At 61.2% G+C, this 16,201-nt stretch carries 15 protein-coding genes; 2 read left to right on the top strand and 13 right to left on the bottom strand.

Annotated elements, in window-relative coordinates:
* Positions 1-264 precede the first annotated feature (264 nt).
* The 3 genes from ACWKWE_RS09755 to ACWKWE_RS09745 all read right to left on the bottom strand — a co-directional run bounded on the left by ACWKWE_RS09755 (position 265) and on the right by ACWKWE_RS09745 (position 2,701).
* The gene (locus tag ACWKWE_RS09755) at positions 265-708 is read right to left on the bottom strand and encodes a DNA polymerase III subunit chi (protein ID WP_166596405.1); all 444 of its coding nucleotides are present in this window, start codon (positions 706-708) and stop codon (positions 265-267) included.
* Positions 709-715: 7 nt separating this feature from the next.
* Positions 716-1,144: a DNA polymerase III subunit chi gene (locus tag ACWKWE_RS09750; protein ID WP_483850365.1), complete on the bottom strand. Its 429-nt coding sequence runs from the start codon at positions 1,142-1,144 to the stop codon at positions 716-718.
* 66 nt (positions 1,145-1,210) lie between these two features.
* Entirely contained in the window at positions 1,211-2,701 is a 1,491-nt protein-coding gene (locus ACWKWE_RS09745) for a leucyl aminopeptidase (protein ID WP_166596407.1), read from the bottom strand.
* 305 nt (positions 2,702-3,006) lie between these two features.
* On the opposite strand from ACWKWE_RS09745, the gene lptF reads away from it, so the two are divergent.
* A complete protein-coding gene (gene lptF / locus ACWKWE_RS09740; RefSeq protein WP_166596589.1) occupies positions 3,007-4,125 on the top strand; it encodes an LPS export ABC transporter permease LptF in 1,119 nt (372 codons plus the stop codon).
* Positions 4,118-5,179, top strand: a complete 1,062-nt coding sequence (gene lptG / locus ACWKWE_RS09735; protein WP_483850364.1) for an LPS export ABC transporter permease LptG — start codon at positions 4,118-4,120, stop codon at positions 5,177-5,179. The genes lptF and lptG overlap by 8 nt, the downstream gene beginning before the upstream one ends.
* A gap of 52 nt (positions 5,180-5,231) precedes the next feature.
* Here lptG and ACWKWE_RS09730 read toward each other — a convergent pair whose 3' ends face one another.
* The 10 genes from ACWKWE_RS09730 to ACWKWE_RS09685 all read right to left on the bottom strand — a co-directional run bounded on the left by ACWKWE_RS09730 (position 5,232) and on the right by ACWKWE_RS09685 (position 16,111).
* A complete protein-coding gene (locus ACWKWE_RS09730) occupies positions 5,232-5,720 on the bottom strand; it encodes an RDD family protein (protein WP_341962234.1) in 489 nt (162 codons plus the stop codon).
* 95 nt (positions 5,721-5,815) lie between these two features.
* Complete coding sequence (locus tag ACWKWE_RS09725; RefSeq protein WP_003175786.1) at positions 5,816-6,028, bottom strand: cold-shock protein; 213 nt, start codon at positions 6,026-6,028, stop codon at positions 5,816-5,818.
* A 392-nt stretch (positions 6,029-6,420) separates the two neighbouring features.
* Complete coding sequence (gcvT, locus tag ACWKWE_RS09720) at positions 6,421-7,545, bottom strand: glycine cleavage system aminomethyltransferase GcvT (RefSeq protein WP_483850363.1); 1,125 nt, start codon at positions 7,543-7,545, stop codon at positions 6,421-6,423.
* 72 nt (positions 7,546-7,617) lie between these two features.
* Positions 7,618-8,994, bottom strand: a complete 1,377-nt coding sequence (locus tag ACWKWE_RS09715; RefSeq protein ID WP_166596411.1) for an L-serine ammonia-lyase — start codon at positions 8,992-8,994, stop codon at positions 7,618-7,620.
* 114 nt (positions 8,995-9,108) lie between these two features.
* On the bottom strand, positions 9,109-11,967 hold the full coding sequence (gene gcvP / locus ACWKWE_RS09710) for an aminomethyl-transferring glycine dehydrogenase (RefSeq protein WP_483850362.1): 2,859 nt from the start codon (positions 11,965-11,967) through the stop codon (positions 9,109-9,111).
* 10 nt (positions 11,968-11,977) lie between these two features.
* A complete protein-coding gene (gene gcvH / locus ACWKWE_RS09705) occupies positions 11,978-12,361 on the bottom strand; it encodes a glycine cleavage system protein GcvH (RefSeq protein WP_166596413.1) in 384 nt (127 codons plus the stop codon).
* A gap of 468 nt (positions 12,362-12,829) precedes the next feature.
* Positions 12,830-14,338: a sigma-54-dependent transcriptional regulator gene (locus ACWKWE_RS09700; protein WP_483850361.1), complete on the bottom strand. Its 1,509-nt coding sequence runs from the start codon at positions 14,336-14,338 to the stop codon at positions 12,830-12,832.
* Between the two features lie 242 nt (positions 14,339-14,580).
* A complete protein-coding gene (locus ACWKWE_RS09695) occupies positions 14,581-14,931 on the bottom strand; it encodes a DUF5064 family protein (RefSeq protein WP_483850360.1) in 351 nt (116 codons plus the stop codon).
* Positions 14,932-14,991: 60 nt separating this feature from the next.
* Positions 14,992-15,417, bottom strand: coding sequence for a YbaN family protein (locus tag ACWKWE_RS09690; protein WP_256665282.1), 426 nt, complete (start codon positions 15,415-15,417; stop codon positions 14,992-14,994).
* 94 nt (positions 15,418-15,511) lie between these two features.
* Positions 15,512-16,111 carry a biliverdin-producing heme oxygenase gene (locus ACWKWE_RS09685; protein ID WP_166596417.1) on the bottom strand — a complete coding sequence of 200 codons (600 nt, stop codon included), beginning with the start codon at positions 16,109-16,111 and terminating at the stop codon, positions 15,512-15,514.
* Positions 16,112-16,201 lie beyond the last annotated feature (90 nt).

Below are 16,201 nucleotides of genomic sequence, written 5' to 3'. Positions count from 1 at the left end.
AAGCTACAAGCTGTGGGAAGCCGCAAGCGATAAGCGGCGAGCGGCAAGCTAGAGAGCGGCGCGGCCTGGCGCTTTTGATTCTGCCCGAAGGGCGTAGGAGCTGGCTTGCCTGCGATCTGGCGCGAAGCGGCAGCGAATCCTAAGCATGCGATTTACCTGACACACCGACTGAGCCGGTTGTGCTGCCGCTTCGCAGCAGATCGTAGGCAAGCCAACTCCTACGCCCTGCGGGCAAAAGCGAGACCGCGGTGCAGACGATCCGCTCTAGTGCTGGTTCAACAACCGTTCCAATCGCGCTTCGAGCCGACGCTTGATTTCGTTTTCGATGTGCGGGGCGAAGTCGTCGATGACGTCTTGCATGATCAATTGCGCGGCGGCGCGCAGTTCGCTGTCGAGGTGGAGCAGGTCGTCAGGGTTCGGTGCGCGAACGGTTTCCGGTTCGGGCTGCGCGGCGGCAGGCGCCGGGGGGGCCAGGGCGGCGACTGGCTCGGCCGTCAGCACCGGAATGTCGTCGGCGCGGGCCTCGTGCTCGTCGGCAGCAATCACTTGACCACTGACCACGTCGAACAACAGGGGGATCTGGCCTTCGCTCTGGACCGTGTCGGTCAGCAGAGGCGGTTGCAGGGAATCATCGCCGAGCAACTGTCGGATGGACTCAAGGTCATCCAGCAAATGCGCGGAGTCTTTCAGGTGTTTTGTATTGTCCATCGTGTGCTCAAAGACGCTGCAGTCGGTGATCCTGCAGAGGATAGCCCTGTTCACGGTAGAAGCGGAAACTCTCTCGCGCCGCCAGCCGGATGGACGGTTCCTCCACCACGATCTCCGCGATGCGGGCGAAACGTTTGAAGAATTCGGGGATGCGCAGGTCCAGATTGACCAGCAAATCCTGATGAGGGCCGGGATCGCCGCCGATGCCCAATGCCACCGGAGCGTCGTGATCGTCCTCGACCGCGCCGTGGGGCACGAAGGTTTCGCCTTTGAAACGCCACAGGCGGGCGTCCAGTTCGGCACGTTGCTCGGCGTCGCTGCAATGCAGGTAGACGCGATGACCGAGGCGCCAGGCTTTGTCCGTGAGTTTGCAGGCGAAGTCCAGACGCGCAAGCGGGTCGGCGCTGGGCAGGATGTAAAAATCGACTTGAGTCATGAACGTTCCAGAGCGTGAGCCCCGCCGGGACCTTTCGAGCAAGGCATCGGCGGGGTCCAAGGCGTTTTACACGCCGGCGCGGTCGAGCAGGTATTGGGTCAGCAACGGCACCGGACGGCCTGTGGCGCCCTTGTCCTTGCCACCGCTCAGCCATGCCGTACCGGCGATGTCCAGGTGCGCCCACTCGTAGGATTTGGTGAAGCGCGAGAGGAAGCAAGCCGCCGTAATGGTGCCGCCTTTTGGACCGCCAATGTTGGCGATGTCTGCGAACGGGCTGTCCAGTTGCTCCTGGTATTCGTCGAACAGCGGCAGTTGCCACGCACGGTCGTCGGCGCGTTTGCCGGCTTCCAGCACTTGGTTGATCAGCGCATCGCTATTGCCCAGCAGACCGGAAGTGTGGCCGCCCAACGCCACGACGCACGCGCCGGTCAGGGTGGCGATGTCGATCACTGCTTGCGGCTTGAAGCGTTCGGCGTAGGTCAGCGCGTCGCACAGCACCAGACGGCCTTCGGCGTCGGTGTTGAGGATTTCAACGGTCTGGCCGCTCATGGTCTTGACGATGTCGCCCGGACGGGTCGCATTGCCGCTCGGCATGTTCTCGGCTGCGGCAATGATGCACACCAGGTTGATCGGCAGTTGCAGTTCCAGCACGGCATTCAGCGTACCGAATACGCTGGCGGCGCCGCACATGTCGAACTTCATTTCGTCCATGCCCAGGCCCGGCTTCAGGCTGATGCCGCCGGTGTCGAAGGTGATGCCTTTACCGACCAGCACGAACGGCTTCTCGCTTTTCTTGCCATTGTTGTACTGCATCACGATCAAGCGCGGCGGTTGGGCGCTGCCCTGGCCAACGGCGAGGAACGAACCCATGCCCAGCTCGGCGATTTTCTTCTCGTCGAAGACTTCAACCTTCAGGCCTTTATGCGCCTTGCCCAATGCCTTGGCCTGTTCGCCCAGGTAAGTCGGGTGGCAGATGTTCGGCGGCATGTTGCCCAGATCACGGGTCACGGCCACACCGGCCGCGATCGCTTGTGCATGCTTGGCGGCGCGCTCGACATCGGCCACGGTCGCCTTCGCGGTCAGCAGGGTGACTTTCTTCAAGGCGCGCGGGTCGACTTTCTGGCTCTTGAACTTGTCGAATACGTATTCGCCATCGACCAGCGTTTCCACCAGCAGGCGGTTCTTGCCGTAGATGTCGCGGCCTTTGACGTTCAGGTGATCCAGCGCAAAAGCCGCATCGGTGCCGCCCAGGCTTTTCAGGGTGTTCAGCACGCCGCTGATGAGTTTGCGGAAAGGGCGGTCGCCCAGCTCAGGCTCTTTGCCGGTGCCCACCAGCAGGACGCGTTCGGCCTTGAGGTTCGGCAGGCTGTGCAGCAACAGGCTCTGGCCCACTTTGCCGGCCAGGTCGCCGCGTTTGAGCACGGCACTGATGGCGCCGCCGCTCAGGGTATCGATACTTTGTGCGATGTCGCTCAGGGTACGGCCTTCACCGACAGCGACCACCAGTGTGGCGGTCTTCAAGGTTTCTGCACTGACGCTCTTAACAACCAATTCCATGTCGGGGTCCCCGAATAAACTGTGGGTTATCGCAAATGAATGCGCGACGCGACGGCTGCCAATGCCTTGCAGCACGGCGCTCGCGGCAAGGCCCGCAGTTTGACCCCGCTGACGGACGGATGACAACCCCGATAACTGCCCCCGTGTCAGCTTGGGTTAAGCAAGTATCCGGCGCGCTCAGTGACAGACACACCCAATCACAGGATAATGCTGCATATTTTTTCGCTGGTTCGCGGTCGCGCGTCCCATGATTGACCCATTTCCTTGTCAGGCTGTCTGAGCGTGACGACCCTGGAGTGTCTGGTTTGATTGTCTTCCGTTACCTGTCCCGAGAAGTGCTGGTTACCTTGAGCGCTGTGAGCGCCGTGTTGTTGGTAATCATCATGAGTGGCCGTTTCATCAAGTACCTCGCTCAGGCGGCCTCCGGTGCGCTCGATCCCGGCGTGCTGTTTCTGATCATGGGCTTCCGCCTGCCAGGTTTCATGCAGCTCATTTTGCCGCTGGGGCTGTTCCTCGGCATCCTGCTCGCCTACGGCCGTTTGTACCTGGAAAGCGAAATGACCGTGCTGGCCGCCACCGGCATGAGCCAGCAACGTTTGCTGTGGATGACCCTTGCGCCTGCCGCGCTGGTGTCGCTGCTGGTGGCGTGGCTGAGCTTCAGCCTGGCGCCTCAGGGCGCGACCCAGTTCCAGCTGCTGATCAACAAACAGGACGCCATGACCGAGTTCGACACTCTGGTGCCGGGCCGTTTCCAGTTGTTGCGTGACGGCAGCCGTGTGACTTACACCGAGACCATGACCGACGACCGCATCAACCTCGGCGGCGTGTTCATCTCCGAAAAGAAGCTGGAAGAAAAGAAAGACCACGGCATCACCGTCCTGGTGGCCGAGAAGGGCAAGCAGGAAATCAAGCCTGACGGCAGCCGCTACCTGATCCTTACCAACGGCTACCGCTATGACGGCAATCCGGGGCAAGCCGATTATCGTGCGATCAAGTACGACACCTACGGCGCCCTGTTGCCGAAGCCAGATATCAGCGACGAAATCACCGACCGCGACGCGATTCCGACCACCGAGTTGCTCACGGGTGAGAGCAGCCTGCGAAACAAGGCCGAGCTGCAATGGCGAATTTCGTTGCCGATTCTGGTCTTCATCGTGACCTTGATGGCCGTACCGCTGGCGCGGGTGAACCCGCGTCAGGGCCGCTTCCTCAAGTTGTTGCCCGCCATTCTTCTGTACATGGCTTACCTGACCATCCTGATCGCCGCGCGCGGCGCGCTGGAGAAGGGCAAGATTCCGGGGCCGCTGGGGTTGTGGTGGGTCCACGTGATCTTCCTCGCCATCGGACTGGGGCTGCTGTACTGGGAGCCGATGCGCCTGAAAATGAAGAGTCGCCGCGACGCGTCGGAGGTGGCTCATGGTTAAGCTCGATTGGTACATCGGCAAAAGCGTGTTCATGGCCATTCTGGCCGTGCTGGGCATCATTCTCGGCCTGGCCTCGCTGTTCGCGTTCATCGATGAGATGGCCGACATCAGCGACACCTACACCTTCTGGGACGCGGGCAGTTTCGTGGTCATGACTGCGCCGCGTCGTCTCTATGACATGCTGCCGATGGCAGCGCTGATTGGCTGTCTGATCGGCCTTGGCGCCCTGGCCAGCAGCAGTGAGCTGACTATCATGCGAGCGGCGGGTGTCTCCATCGGCCGGATCGTCTGGGCGGTCATGAAGCCGATGCTGGTCCTGATGGTTGCGGGCCTGTTGATCGGCGAATACGTTGCCCCCGTCACCGAAGCATCCGCCCAGGCCGCCCGTTCGCTGGCCCAGGGCACCGGTGACGCACAGAGTGCCCGGCACGGTCTGTGGCACCGTCAGGGGGATGAGTTCATCCATATCAACACCGTGCAGCCCAATGGCCTGCTGTACGGGGTGACGCGCTACCGATTCGACGATCAGCGCCACATGCTCAGCGCCAGTTTCGCCAAGCAGGCGAATTACAAGACTGATTACTGGGAGCTCAAGGACGTCTCGACCACGGTATTTCATGAAGGCCGCACCGAGGTAGTCAACACGCCGGACGAGCGCTGGAACATCGCCCTGAGCCCGCAGCTCCTGAGCACCGTGGTGCTGCCGCCAGAGTCGCTGTCCATGACAGGGTTGTACGGGTATGCGCATTACCTGGCGGATCAGGGCCTGGCGAACGGGCGTTATTGGCTGGCGTTCTACACCAAGATTTTCCAGCCGCTGGTGACGGTGGCGCTGGTGTTGATGGCGATTTCCTTCATCTTCGGTCCGCTGCGTTCGGTGACGCTGGGTCAACGGGTGTTCACCGGCGTGCTGGTGGGCTTCACCTTCCGCATCGCCCAAGACCTGCTGGGCCCGTCGAGTCTGGTGTTCGGCTTCTCGCCGCTGTTCGCGGTGCTGGTACCTGCTGGTGTGTGTGCGCTGGCGGGTGTCTGGCTGTTGCGCCGGGCGGGTTGATCGCAGGACTGCAATGAAAAGCCGACCTCTGGGTCGGCTTTTTTGTGCCTGTCTAGGTCTTCCGTTTCGGAATCCGCACCAGTTGCGTCTCGGAATACAGGTCGTGCCAGCTGCGGTTCTGCTTGTCGATCAGGCACCAGAAAAAACCCATTCCTACGCACAACCACGACGCGATGGCCACCACGAAGCGCAGCAAGGCCTGCCACAGGCTGATGCCGGTGCCGTCGGGGTTTTGCACGCGGATACCCCAGACCTGCATGCCCAGCGTCTGCCCGGCGTGGGTCCAGAATTTGGCGAAGAACGCGAAGAGGGTGAACAGCAGAATCGTCGAGAGCAGCGGGTCGCCATCCAGCGCGCCGGACTCGGACAACTGACGCAATTTCGCCTCGCCGACGAAACCCATCCAGATCAGCTTATAAAGGAAGGTCGTGACCATCAGCAGGGCAACGCATAACAGTCCGTCATAGCAAATGGCAGCGAAGCGGCGGCCCAATCCGGCAGGGGGGAAATCGCCTTGGGGGTGCAATGGATGTCTGGGCACGGGCAGCGCTCATTCGCCGAGGTGCAGCCAGTTTACTGAATCACAGGCATAAAAAAGCCCCTGATGGTGACATCAGGGGCTTTTCGTTTTGCGACTTAGGCTTCGGCTTGGACTTCGTCGGCCTGCATGCCCTTCTGGCCTTGCACAGCGACGAAAGTCACTTTCTGGCCTTCTTTCAGGCTCTTGAAGCCGTTGCCCTGAATAGCGCGGAAGTGGACGAACAGATCCGGACCGCTCTCTGGAGTGATAAAACCAAAACCTTTTTCGTCGTTAAACCACTTAACGGTACCGCTCTGACGTTGAGACATTTTCTTATTCCTTGGAGCATAAATTAATGACAGTCTCTTTCACACGAAAGAGTACTGGGCTGGTTGCAGGAAGAAGAAACGTAGAGCGGGATGTAGCATTGCTTTTGGCGCTACTGCCCAGGTCACGATCCCAGCGACCTATGCAAACACAGTCGAGAAACTCTACGCTAACTCCCGCAAGAAAAACAAGCCCCGGATAAGCCCGGTTTCAGGGGCTTTCGGCCATTTTTTGAAAACTTTTACCAAGGGCGGTGAATCGATAGTTTTTACTGTTGAGACGTATCTGGAAGTGCAGTTTTCTGACAGTTTGATTGCTGTTTGGGGAGCGCCAGACTGCGGCATTCGAACAGTGACTTGCACTGTTGCGGTGCCGCAGTTTTTTGACGGCTGTGTCAGCCGCGGAAGTAACGTGGCGCAACGAAAGGCATTTTGCTCACAAGCAAAGGCACCTTCTTCCCACGGACGATGGCCCAGACCTGCGTTTCAAGTGCGGTGAATGCAGCGTCCACATAACCCATAGCCAGCGGCGCACCCAGCGTCGGGCCGAAACCGCCGCTGCACACTGCGCCGATCACCTTGCCATCGGCATCGACGATTTCCGCACCTTCGCGCACCGGCGTGCGTTCTTGCGGAAGAAGGCCAACACGCTTGCGAGCTGCACCGCTTTGGTGCTGGGCGAAGACCTGTTCTGCACCCGGGAAGCCGCCCGCACGGGCGCCATCAGCGCGACGAGTCTTGGAAATGGCCCACAACAGGCTGGCCTGAATTGGCGTGGTCTCAGTGTTCATGTCGTGGCCGTAGAGACAAAGGCCTGCTTCCAGGCGCAGCGAATCCCGAGCGCCAAGGCCAATCGGGGCGACTTCAGGTTCCGCCAGCAGACGCCGCGCCAGCGATTCAGCCTGATCAACGGGTACGGAAATTTCGTAGCCGTCTTCACCGGTGTAACCCGAGCGGCTGACGAAACAGTCGATGCCATCGATCTGGACAGGGGCGTATTGCATGAACGTCATTTTTGCGACGACGGGCGCAAGGCGTGCCAGTGCGGTCACGGCCTGCGGCCCTTGCAAGGCCAACAAAGCACGTGCTTCGAACAGCGGCGTGATTTCACACTGGCTGCCGATGTGCTGACGCAAGTGCGCCAGGTCTTCGTTCTTGCACGCAGCGTTGACCACGAGCATCAGCGTGTCGTCGCCCAGGTTGGCGACCATCAGGTCATCCAGAATCCCGCCGGTTTCATTGGTAAACATTGCGTAACGCTGCATGCCCACCGGCAAGTCGATGATGTCCACCGGCACCAGGGTTTCCAGCGCCTTGGCGGCATTGGCGCCTTTCAGCAGAATCTGACCCATGTGCGACACGTCGAACAGCCCGGCTTGATCGCGGGTGTGCAGGTGTTCCTTCATCACGCCTGCCGGGTATTGCACGGGCATGTCGTAGCCTGCGAACTCGACCATCTTGGCGCCCAGTTCCCGGTGCAGGGCGTTGAGCGGGGTTTTCAACAGTTCGGTTGTGGACATCTTTGACTCCTTCAATGCGATTCCGGGCGCGTGGCGTTGACCGCACGGCGCCCGATGAAATTCAGGCTGAGATCAGCACTCGATAATGTTCACGGCCAGCCCGCCACGGGCGGTTTCCTTGTATTTGCTCTTCATGTCGGCGCCGGTCTGGCGCATGGTGCGGATCACTTTGTCCAGCGAGACGAAGTGCTGCCCATCGCCGCGCAGGGCCATGCGCACTGCATTGATCGCCTTCACCGAGCCCATCGCGTTGCGTTCGATGCACGGCACCTGAACCAACCCGCCAATGGGATCGCAGGTGAGGCCGAGGTTGTGCTCCATGCCAATCTCGGCAGCGTTCTCGACCTGGTGCACGTTGCCGCCCAGCACTTCACACAGCGCACCCGCCGCCATGGAACAGGCCACGCCGACTTCGCCCTGGCAGCCCACTTCGGCGCCGGAAATCGAGGCGTTTTCTTTATAAAGGATGCCGATGGCAGCCGCCGTCAGCAGAAAGCGCACCACACCGTCTTCGCTGGCGCCGGTGATGAAGCGCATGTAGTAATGCAGAACGGCCGGGATGATCCCTGCCGCGCCGTTGGTGGGGGCCGTGACCACGCGCCCGCCGTTGGCATTTTCTTCGTTGACCGCCAGTGCGTAGAGGTTGACCCAGTCCAGCACGGACAGCGCGTCACGCAAGGCGGCCTCGGGGTTTTTGCACAGTTGGCGATGCAGCGCAGCAGCCCGACGTTTGACCTTCAGACCGCCCGGCAGAATGCCCTCGTTGCGGCAACCGGCTTCGACGCAATCCTGCATGACCTGCCAGATTTTCAGCAGCCCGGCGCGGGTTTCCGCTTCGCTGCGCCAGGCAGATTCGTTGGCCAGCATGACCTCACTGATCGACAACCCGGTGCTTGCGCAGTGGGCCATCAATTCCTTGCCGGTCTTGAACGGGTAGGGCAGCGGAGTGCTGTCCTCGACGATGCGATCAGCCCCCGCTGCGTCTTCGTCCACCACGAATCCGCCGCCGACGGAGTAGTACTCGCGGCTGCGAATCTGTAGGCCAGCACTGTCGAAAGCACGGAAAATCATACCGTTTGGGTGGTAGGGCAGTGGCTTGCGGATCATCGCCAAGTGCTGTTTTTCGATGAACTCGATGTCGTGTTCACCCAACAGGTTGATGCGCCCGCTGCCGCGGATGCGCTGCAAGCGGTCGGCTACGTGTTCGGTGTCGACGGTGTCGGGGTGTTCACCTTCCAGGCCCAGCAGCACGGCCTTGTCGCTGCCGTGGCCTTTGCCCGTCGCCCCGAGCGAGCCATACAGCTCGACCTTGACGCTGGCGGTGGAGGAAAGCAGGTCATCACGGCGCAAGCCCTCGACGAACCGCGCAGCGGCACGCATCGGGCCCACCGTGTGGGAACTGGAGGGGCCGATGCCAATCTTGAACAGGTCAAACACGCTCAGGGACATGATCAGGCTCCGGTGAAAAGCAGTAGCGAGGGGCGAGCTGCAAGCGGCGAGCTACAAGCCAAAGCAGATCCGCTTTCACTTGTAGCTTGCAGCTGACAGCTCGGGGCTGTTTTTTTACGCGTAGTCTTCGATCGACGGGCACGCGCAGACGAGGTTGCGGTCGCCGAACACGTTGTCCACACGACCGACCGGCGGCCAGTATTTGCCTTCGATCAACGAGGCGACCGGATACACGGCCTGCTCGCGGCTGTACGGATGGCTCCACTCGCCGACCAGCTCCGCTGCGGTGTGCGGGGCGTTTTTCAGCGGGTTGTCTTCCTTGTCCAGCGCGCCGCTTTCGACCGCGCGGATTTCTTCGCGGATCTTGATCATGGCGTCGCAGAAGCGGTCCAGCTCTTCTTTCGACTCACTTTCGGTGGGCTCGATCATCAGCGTGCCGGCGACCGGGAACGACATGGTCGGTGCGTGGAAGCCGAAGTCGATCAGGCGCTTGGCCACGTCATCAACGCTGATGCCGCTGGTTTCTTTCAACGGACGCAGGTCGAGGATGCATTCGTGAGCTACCAGACCGCTGGTGCCGGTGTACAGCACTGGGTAGTGCTCCTCCAGACGGCGGGAAATGTAGTTGGCGTTGAGGATCGCCAACTGCGAAGCGCGTTTCAGGCCTTCGCCGCCCATCATGCGGATGTACATCCAGGTGATCGGCAGGATGCTGGCGCTGCCGAACGGCGCCGCGCAGACCGCGCCTTCCTTGCGCTCCATCTTGCCGTGACCCGGCAGGAATGGCGCCAGATGCGACTTCACACCAATCGGGCCGACGCCCGGGCCGCCACCGCCATGCGGAATGCAGAAGGTTTTGTGCAGGTTCAGGTGGGACACGTCGCCGCCGAACTTGCCCGGCGCGCACAGGCCGACCATCGCGTTCATGTTGGCGCCGTCGATGTACACCTGGCCGCCGTTGTCATGAATGATGCCGCAGATTTCGCGGATGCCTTCTTCGAACACTCCGTGGGTCGACGGGTAGGTGATCATCAGCGCCGCGAGGTGTTCGCGGTGCTCGATGGCCTTGGCACGCAAGTCTTCGATGTCAACGTTGCCGCGCGCATCGCACGCCGTCACCACCACGCGCATACCGGCCATGTTGGCGGTGGCCGGGTTGGTGCCGTGGGCGGACGACGGGATGAGGCAGATGTCGCGACGCTCATCGCCACGGCTCTGGTGATAGGCACGGATGGCCAGCAGGCCCGCGTACTCACCTTGGGAACCGGCGTTTGGTTGCAGGGAGATCGAGTCGTAACCGGTGGCGGCGCAGAGCATCGCTTCCAGTTCGTCGGTCAGTTGCTGATAACCGGCGCTCTGTGCTGCAGGGGCGAACGGGTGCAGGTTGCCGAATTCGGCCCAGGTCACCGGGATCATTTCGCTGGCGGCGTTGAGCTTCATGGTGCATGAGCCCAGCGGGATCATGGTGCGGTCGAGCGCCAGGTCCTTGTCGGCCAGACGACGCAGGTAACGCATCAGCTCGGTTTCGGAGTGGTAACGGTTGAACACCGGGTGGCTGAGGATTGGCGATTGACGCTTCAGCTCAGCAGGCAGGCGCGCTTCAATGCTGTTGGCCAGTGCGGCGAAATCAGGGAGGGCCTGACCGTTGGCCGCGAACAGTGTCCACAGCACTTCGACGTCGGCTTGCTGAGTGGTTTCGTCCAGCGAAACGCCCAGACGCTCGGCGTCCACTTCGCGCAGGTTGATTTGCAGCGCGCGCGCTTTGCTGTGCAGCTCGGCGGTTTTCGCGCCGGTGTTCAGGGTGATGCTGTCGAAGAAGGACGCTTGCTCGACGTTCAGGCCCAACTGGCTCAGGCCCTTGGCGAAGATTGCGGTCAGGTGGTGCACGCGGTTGGCGATGCGGGTCAGGCCGACCGGGCCGTGATACACGGCGTACATGCTGGCGATGTTGGCCAGCAGGACCTGCGCGGTGCAGATGTTGCTGGTCGCCTTCTCGCGACGGATGTGTTGCTCGCGGGTTTGCATGGCCAGACGCAGCGCGGTCTTGCCGAAACGGTCGATGGACACGCCCACCAGACGGCCCGGCATGTCGCGCTTGTAGGTGTCTTTAGTGGAGAAGTAAGCGGCGTGCGGGCCACCGAAGCCCAGCGGCACACCGAAGCGCTGTGCGCTGCCGATGGCCACGTCGGCGCCGAACTCGCCCGGCGGCGTCAGCAGGGTCAGGGCAAGCAGGTCAGCCGCAACAGCCACCAGCGCGTTGGCGGCGTGGAAGCGCTCGACCAGCTCGCGGTAGTCGAACACGTCGCCATTGCTCGCCGGGTATTGCAGCAGGGCGCCGAAGAACTCGCTGACATCGCTCAGCTGGCTTTCGTCAGCCACGACCACGTCGATGCCCAACGGCTCGGCACGGGTGCGCAGCACATCGAGGGTCTGCGGATGGCAGTGGGACGAGGCGAAGAATTTCTGACTGCCTTTGTTTTTGCTCAGGCGTTTGCAGAACGTCATGGCTTCGGCGGCGGCAGTGGCTTCGTCCAGCAGCGAGGCGTTGGCGATCGGCAGGCCGGTCAGGTCGCTGATCAGGGTCTGGAAGTTCAGCAGCGATTCCAGACGGCCTTGGGAAATCTCTGGCTGGTACGGGGTGTACGCGGTGTACCAGGCCGGGTTTTCCAGCAGGTTGCGCAGGATCGGCGCCGGGGTGTGGGTGTTGTAGTAACCCTGACCGATGTAGGTCTTGAACAGCTGGTTCTTGGCGGCGATGGCTTTGATGTCAGCCAGCGCATCGGCTTCACTTTGACCCGCGGACAGGCCCAGCACGCTGGTGCCTTTGATCGATTCAGGGATGACGCTGGCGCTCAGGGCTTCCAGCGAGTCGAAACCCAGGGTGGCGAGCATCGCTTGCTCGTCGTCGGCGCGTGGGCCGATATGACGGGCGATGAACTCGTTGGCGGTGCTCAATTCGATGCGATCAGTCATTACGCGTTCCTCAGGCTTCGGCGTTGGCTTTGATCAGACGGTCGTAGGCGTCCTGATCCAGCAGTTGGCCGACAGCAGCGGCGTCGGAAGGGATGAAACGGAAGAACCAGCCTTGGCCCATCGGGTCTTCGTTGACCCGTTCCGGGTTGGCGTCCAGCGCAGGGTTGATCTCGACGATCTCGCCAGTCAGTGGCATGTACACGCCGCTGGCGGCTTTGACGGATTCAACGGTAGCGGCCTCTGCGCCTTGGTCGTAAGACTGTAGCTCAGGCAGTTGAACGAAGACCACGTCACCCAGTGCGTCCTGCGCGAAAGCCGTGATGCCGACCGTGACGCTGCCATCTGCTTCGGCCCGCAGCCACTCGTGATCTTCGGTAAAACGCAACTCGCTCATGGAAACTCCCCTGAATGAAAGATTGCTCGTCGTTGGCGCGAGCATGATGGGTAGGTCATAGCAAGTTTGCGGCCAACCTTGTGCGAAGGCCGTAGATCAAGGGTTTCGACGTGTTGTAAGGTTTGGTCACGGGGCAAGGTGTAGCGAAATCGCTACAGCTAAGCAGGGTTTGAAAACCGTAGGGGGATCAAGGCCTTGTCAGACGTGGGGATAAGGGATTTGGAACGAAAACGTTACGACGTTACGAATTCGTTCCAATCTTCTCGGTAGAGTGATTGCCCACGGGCATCACTGTGAATTCTCTGAAGAACCGGAATTTCTCTGTGGGAGCGAATTCATTCGCGAAGGGCCGGTACAACCGATACACATCCTTCGTCTGTTCAGCCGCATCGCGAATGAATTTGCTCCCCCAGGTTTCGGCGTCGTCAGGCGCCAACGGTCATTCATCAACGCGGGATGTGCGACGAATCAGGGCTTCCCCGGAATCCCGTATTTGCGCAGTCGATGGGCGATGGCAGTGTGAGAGGTTTGCAGGCGCGCCGCCAGTTGCCGAGTAGAGGGGTAATGGCTGTAGAGTTTTTCCAGTAATGATTTTTCGAAATCTTCGACAGCCGCTTCCAGGCTCTCGATCTCGCCGTCGTTTTCTCGGGCCACCGACGTGCCTGCAATGTCCAGATCACCAATGTCCACCAGCGCGCTCTCGCAAATCGCCGCGGCGCGGAAGATCACGTTCTGCAATTGCCGCACATTACCCGGCCAGCGGTTGCCGAGCAGGGCGGGGTAGGTGCCAGGCGCGAGGCGACACACGGGGCGTTGAATCTGCGTGCAGGCCTGTTCCATGAAATAGCGGGCGAGCAACAGAATGTCCTGACCCCGCTCACGCAGGGGGGGGACGTCCAGGTTCAGCACGTTCAGGCGATAGAACAGGTCTTCGCGGAACGTGCCTTCGGCCACCATCTTTTCCAGATTACGGTGGGTCGCGCTGAGGATGCGCACGTTGACCTGCACCTCCTTGTCACCGCCCACGCGCCGGAAACTGCCGTCGTTCAAAAAGCGCAGCAGCTTGGCCTGCAGGTAGGGTGACATTTCGCCGATTTCGTCGAGAAACACCGTGCCTTGGTTGGCCAGTTCCATCAGCCCCGGTTTGCCGCCGCGTTGTGCGCCGGTGAACGCGCCGGGGGCATAGCCGAACAGCTCGCTCTCGGCGAGGCTTTCTGGCAGCGCGGCACAGTTGAGCGCCAGGAACGGCGCGCTGTGACGGGCGCTGACGGCGTGACAGGCACGGGCCACCAACTCTTTACCCGTGCCGGTCTCACCCTGAATCAACAGGGGAGCATCCAGCGCGGCCACTCGCTGGGCGCGGGCCTTGAGGGTGCGAATCGGGGTGGAGTCGCCCAAGAGCGCGTCGAAACCTTCGGCATGATCGTGGTGCAGCGCTGACAGACGTTCCCCGATGCGACTCGGCAAGTACAGCGTCAGCAGGGCGCCCGCATCGGTGATCGGCGTGGCGTCCAGCAACAGCGCTTCGCCATTCAGGGTGACCTCACGCAATGGCAAGCGAAAGCCGTTTTCGAGCAAGGCTGCGTGCAGGGCCGGATCGGAAAACAGGTCGCCCACGGATTCGCCCGCCGGCTCTCGACCACACAGTGCGATCAGCGCAGGGTTGGCCAGCAGCACATGACCCGCGCTGTCCAGGGCCAACACGGGGTCGGTCATGGCGGCGAGCAGGGCGTCGAGTTGCAAGTGGCGGCGCTGGCCGGGAAGGATATCCACCACGGTGATCGCTTCCACGCCGCGCACGCGAAACAGGCGGTCCTTGAGTTCTTCGAGCACTTCGTGGCTGAGGGTCGGGGCGTCGATGTAGACGTTCGGTGGCACCATTTCCACCGCGTCGAGGTTCAGGTTTCGCCCACCCAGAATCGCCAGCACTTCCTGAGTGATGCCGACGCGGTCGATGAACGTAACGTGGATGCGCATGGGGTAGGCAGAAGTTCGGGCGGAAGACGGGGGCGATTATGCCAGTAAATGGCGTGACATCGTGCGACCGGGACGGCCCTCGTGGTGTGCCTGCCATGCACCGACCTGTGGGAGCGAATTCATTCGCGAGACGTGGGTCCAGACGACCCGTCTACAGCGCCTGAGCCATTCTTCGCGAATGAATTCGCTCCCACAGATCAAGGCGTGCCCACCCGCATGAGGGCGGCAGGCGATTGGTAGCGCTATTCCAGATGTTCCGGTTTCACCGCATCACCCGATTTCATGTCGAGCTTGTCGCGGATGTCTTCGAACATGGCGTCGTAATCGCCGTGCATGTCGTGCAGGTCGACGTCTTTGGGCAGACCATATTTCTCGGCGATGCGTGAGGCTTCGCTGGCGAAGTTGTACGCCTTGTCTTTAGGAAGGTCGAAGACTTCGTTCACCGGCTTGCCGTTGATCTCACCTTCAAGGGTGAAATGCATCCCGGCACCGGCGTCGGTCTGGGCCGTTTCGTAGCGAATGTGGATGTCGTAGCCGATGTCGTCTGGCTGCAGGGCGGGTTGGGCAATGTGCAGATGGCCTGGCTCGAACATGTGACTGCTCCCTCAAGAGACGATGATCGTAAGGAGCAGACCGTGTGCCATGTCAGGGGTTCACCTGTGGCCGGAAGACTCCGAGCACTCTGCGTTTCGCGCCACCGGTTCAGGGCGCGACCAGATCCAGACGTTCACCAGCACCATCCCCGTGACCGCGAAGTAGATCCACCAGTTGTGTTTCAGTACCACCAGCATGACCACCGCACATATCAGCATCGTGACCGTTGCGCTGATTTTGGCGCTGCGGGCGATGAGTTTGCCGTTGCGCCAGTTGCTCAGCATCGGGCCGAACAGGCGATGGTTTTCCAGCCAGGCGCTCAGGCGTGGCGAGCTTTTGGTCGCGGCCCAGGCGGCTAGCAGAATGAACTCGGTAGTCGGCAAGCCCGGAATGAAAATCGCGATGATGCCGATGGCCAGGCTGACGTAGGCCAGGATGCCAAAGAGGATGCGGGACAGTTTGCTGCCTGGGGGTGTGTTGGTCATGGTCTCGGGTGCGGCAGGGTGACGATGTTTTTCAAGGGAGGTGGTCCTCGAAAAGGCGCCCAGCTTAACAGCGCTGGGCGGCAAACGCTTCGTTTCAGGCAGGTTGGGTTTCGGCAGCCGACGTATAGGCATGGTTCAGCAGCACGTTGAAGCGCTCGAACGCTGCGATAGCGCCCTGGTCGATCTGGCGTTCCTGCTCTTCGCTGAACGACAGATCATCAAGGATGCGGACGAAGCGTTTCCAGCCTTCGGCGCGGCCCCCGACCGGTTCGCTCAAATGACGAGCGCCGAAGGTTTCGCTGAGGTTCAGAGCGGTGGCGCGCTTGATCAGGAACGCCGCGCCCAGCTTTGAGCCTTCAGACACAAACAGCCAGCCCAAGGCTTCGGCTTGCGATGGGCCATCGACCGCACCTGCCACGGGGCCAGGGAGGGGCGTGTCGAGATCATCAAGATCCGCCTTGGCCTGTTCGGCGCGGCAACGTTCGGGCAGGTCGGCGATCAGCTCGATCAGTTGCGGGGCGGTGTACAGCGCCTTGAGTTCCTGTTGAAACAGGTACTGAGCACTCAAGAAACGGGTGTAGCTGGCCAGGGTGTCGAACGGCGCGTTGGCTTTGACGGCCCTGTCCAGTTGCTCGTGAGGGGCGTGAGTGATCTGGTTCAGACGCTGTGAGCGACGAATCGGGTCTTGAGACATGGTGTCTTCCTTGGAAAAAGTGGCGCATGTAGACGAGACGGTTGAAACAGTCCAAAGCGTAAAAAAGACGAGTTGTGGGAGCCGGCCAGC

Source organism: Pseudomonas salicis (genome assembly GCF_057128705.1).
This window is presented reverse-complemented; position numbering and strand designations above follow the sequence as displayed.

Bases quoted from the DNA above. Each gene is read 5' to 3' on its own strand.
- gcvH (WP_166596413.1), bottom strand. From the start codon at position 12,361: ATGAGCGAGTTGCGTTTTACCGAAGATCACGAGTGGCTGCGGGCCGAA.
- ACWKWE_RS09750 (WP_483850365.1), bottom strand. From the start codon at position 1,144: ATGACTCAAGTCGATTTTTACATCCTGCCCAGCGCCGACCCGCTTGCG.
- ACWKWE_RS09695 (WP_483850360.1), bottom strand. From the start codon at position 14,931: ATGTTCGAGCCAGGCCATCTGCACATTGCCCAACCCGCCCTGCAGCCA.
- ACWKWE_RS09725 (WP_003175786.1), bottom strand. From the start codon at position 6,028: ATGTCTCAACGTCAGAGCGGTACCGTTAAGTGGTTTAACGACGAAAAA.
- ACWKWE_RS09700 (WP_483850361.1), bottom strand. From the start codon at position 14,338: ATGCGCATCCACGTTACGTTCATCGACCGCGTCGGCATCACTCAGGAA.
- ACWKWE_RS09690 (WP_256665282.1), bottom strand. From the start codon at position 15,417: ATGACCAACACACCCCCAGGCAGCAAACTGTCCCGCATCCTCTTTGGC.
- ACWKWE_RS09745 (WP_166596407.1), bottom strand. From the start codon at position 2,701: ATGGAATTGGTTGTTAAGAGCGTCAGTGCAGAAACCTTGAAGACCGCC.
- gcvT (WP_483850363.1), bottom strand. From the start codon at position 7,545: ATGTCCACAACCGAACTGTTGAAAACCCCGCTCAACGCCCTGCACCGG.
- ACWKWE_RS09755 (WP_166596405.1), bottom strand. From the start codon at position 708: ATGGACAATACAAAACACCTGAAAGACTCCGCGCATTTGCTGGATGAC.
- ACWKWE_RS09715 (WP_166596411.1), bottom strand. From the start codon at position 8,994: ATGTCCCTGAGCGTGTTTGACCTGTTCAAGATTGGCATCGGCCCCTCC.
- lptG (WP_483850364.1), top strand. From the start codon at position 4,118: ATGGTTAAGCTCGATTGGTACATCGGCAAAAGCGTGTTCATGGCCATT.
- ACWKWE_RS09685 (WP_166596417.1), bottom strand. From the start codon at position 16,111: ATGTCTCAAGACCCGATTCGTCGCTCACAGCGTCTGAACCAGATCACT.
- gcvP (WP_483850362.1), bottom strand. From the start codon at position 11,967: ATGACTGATCGCATCGAATTGAGCACCGCCAACGAGTTCATCGCCCGT.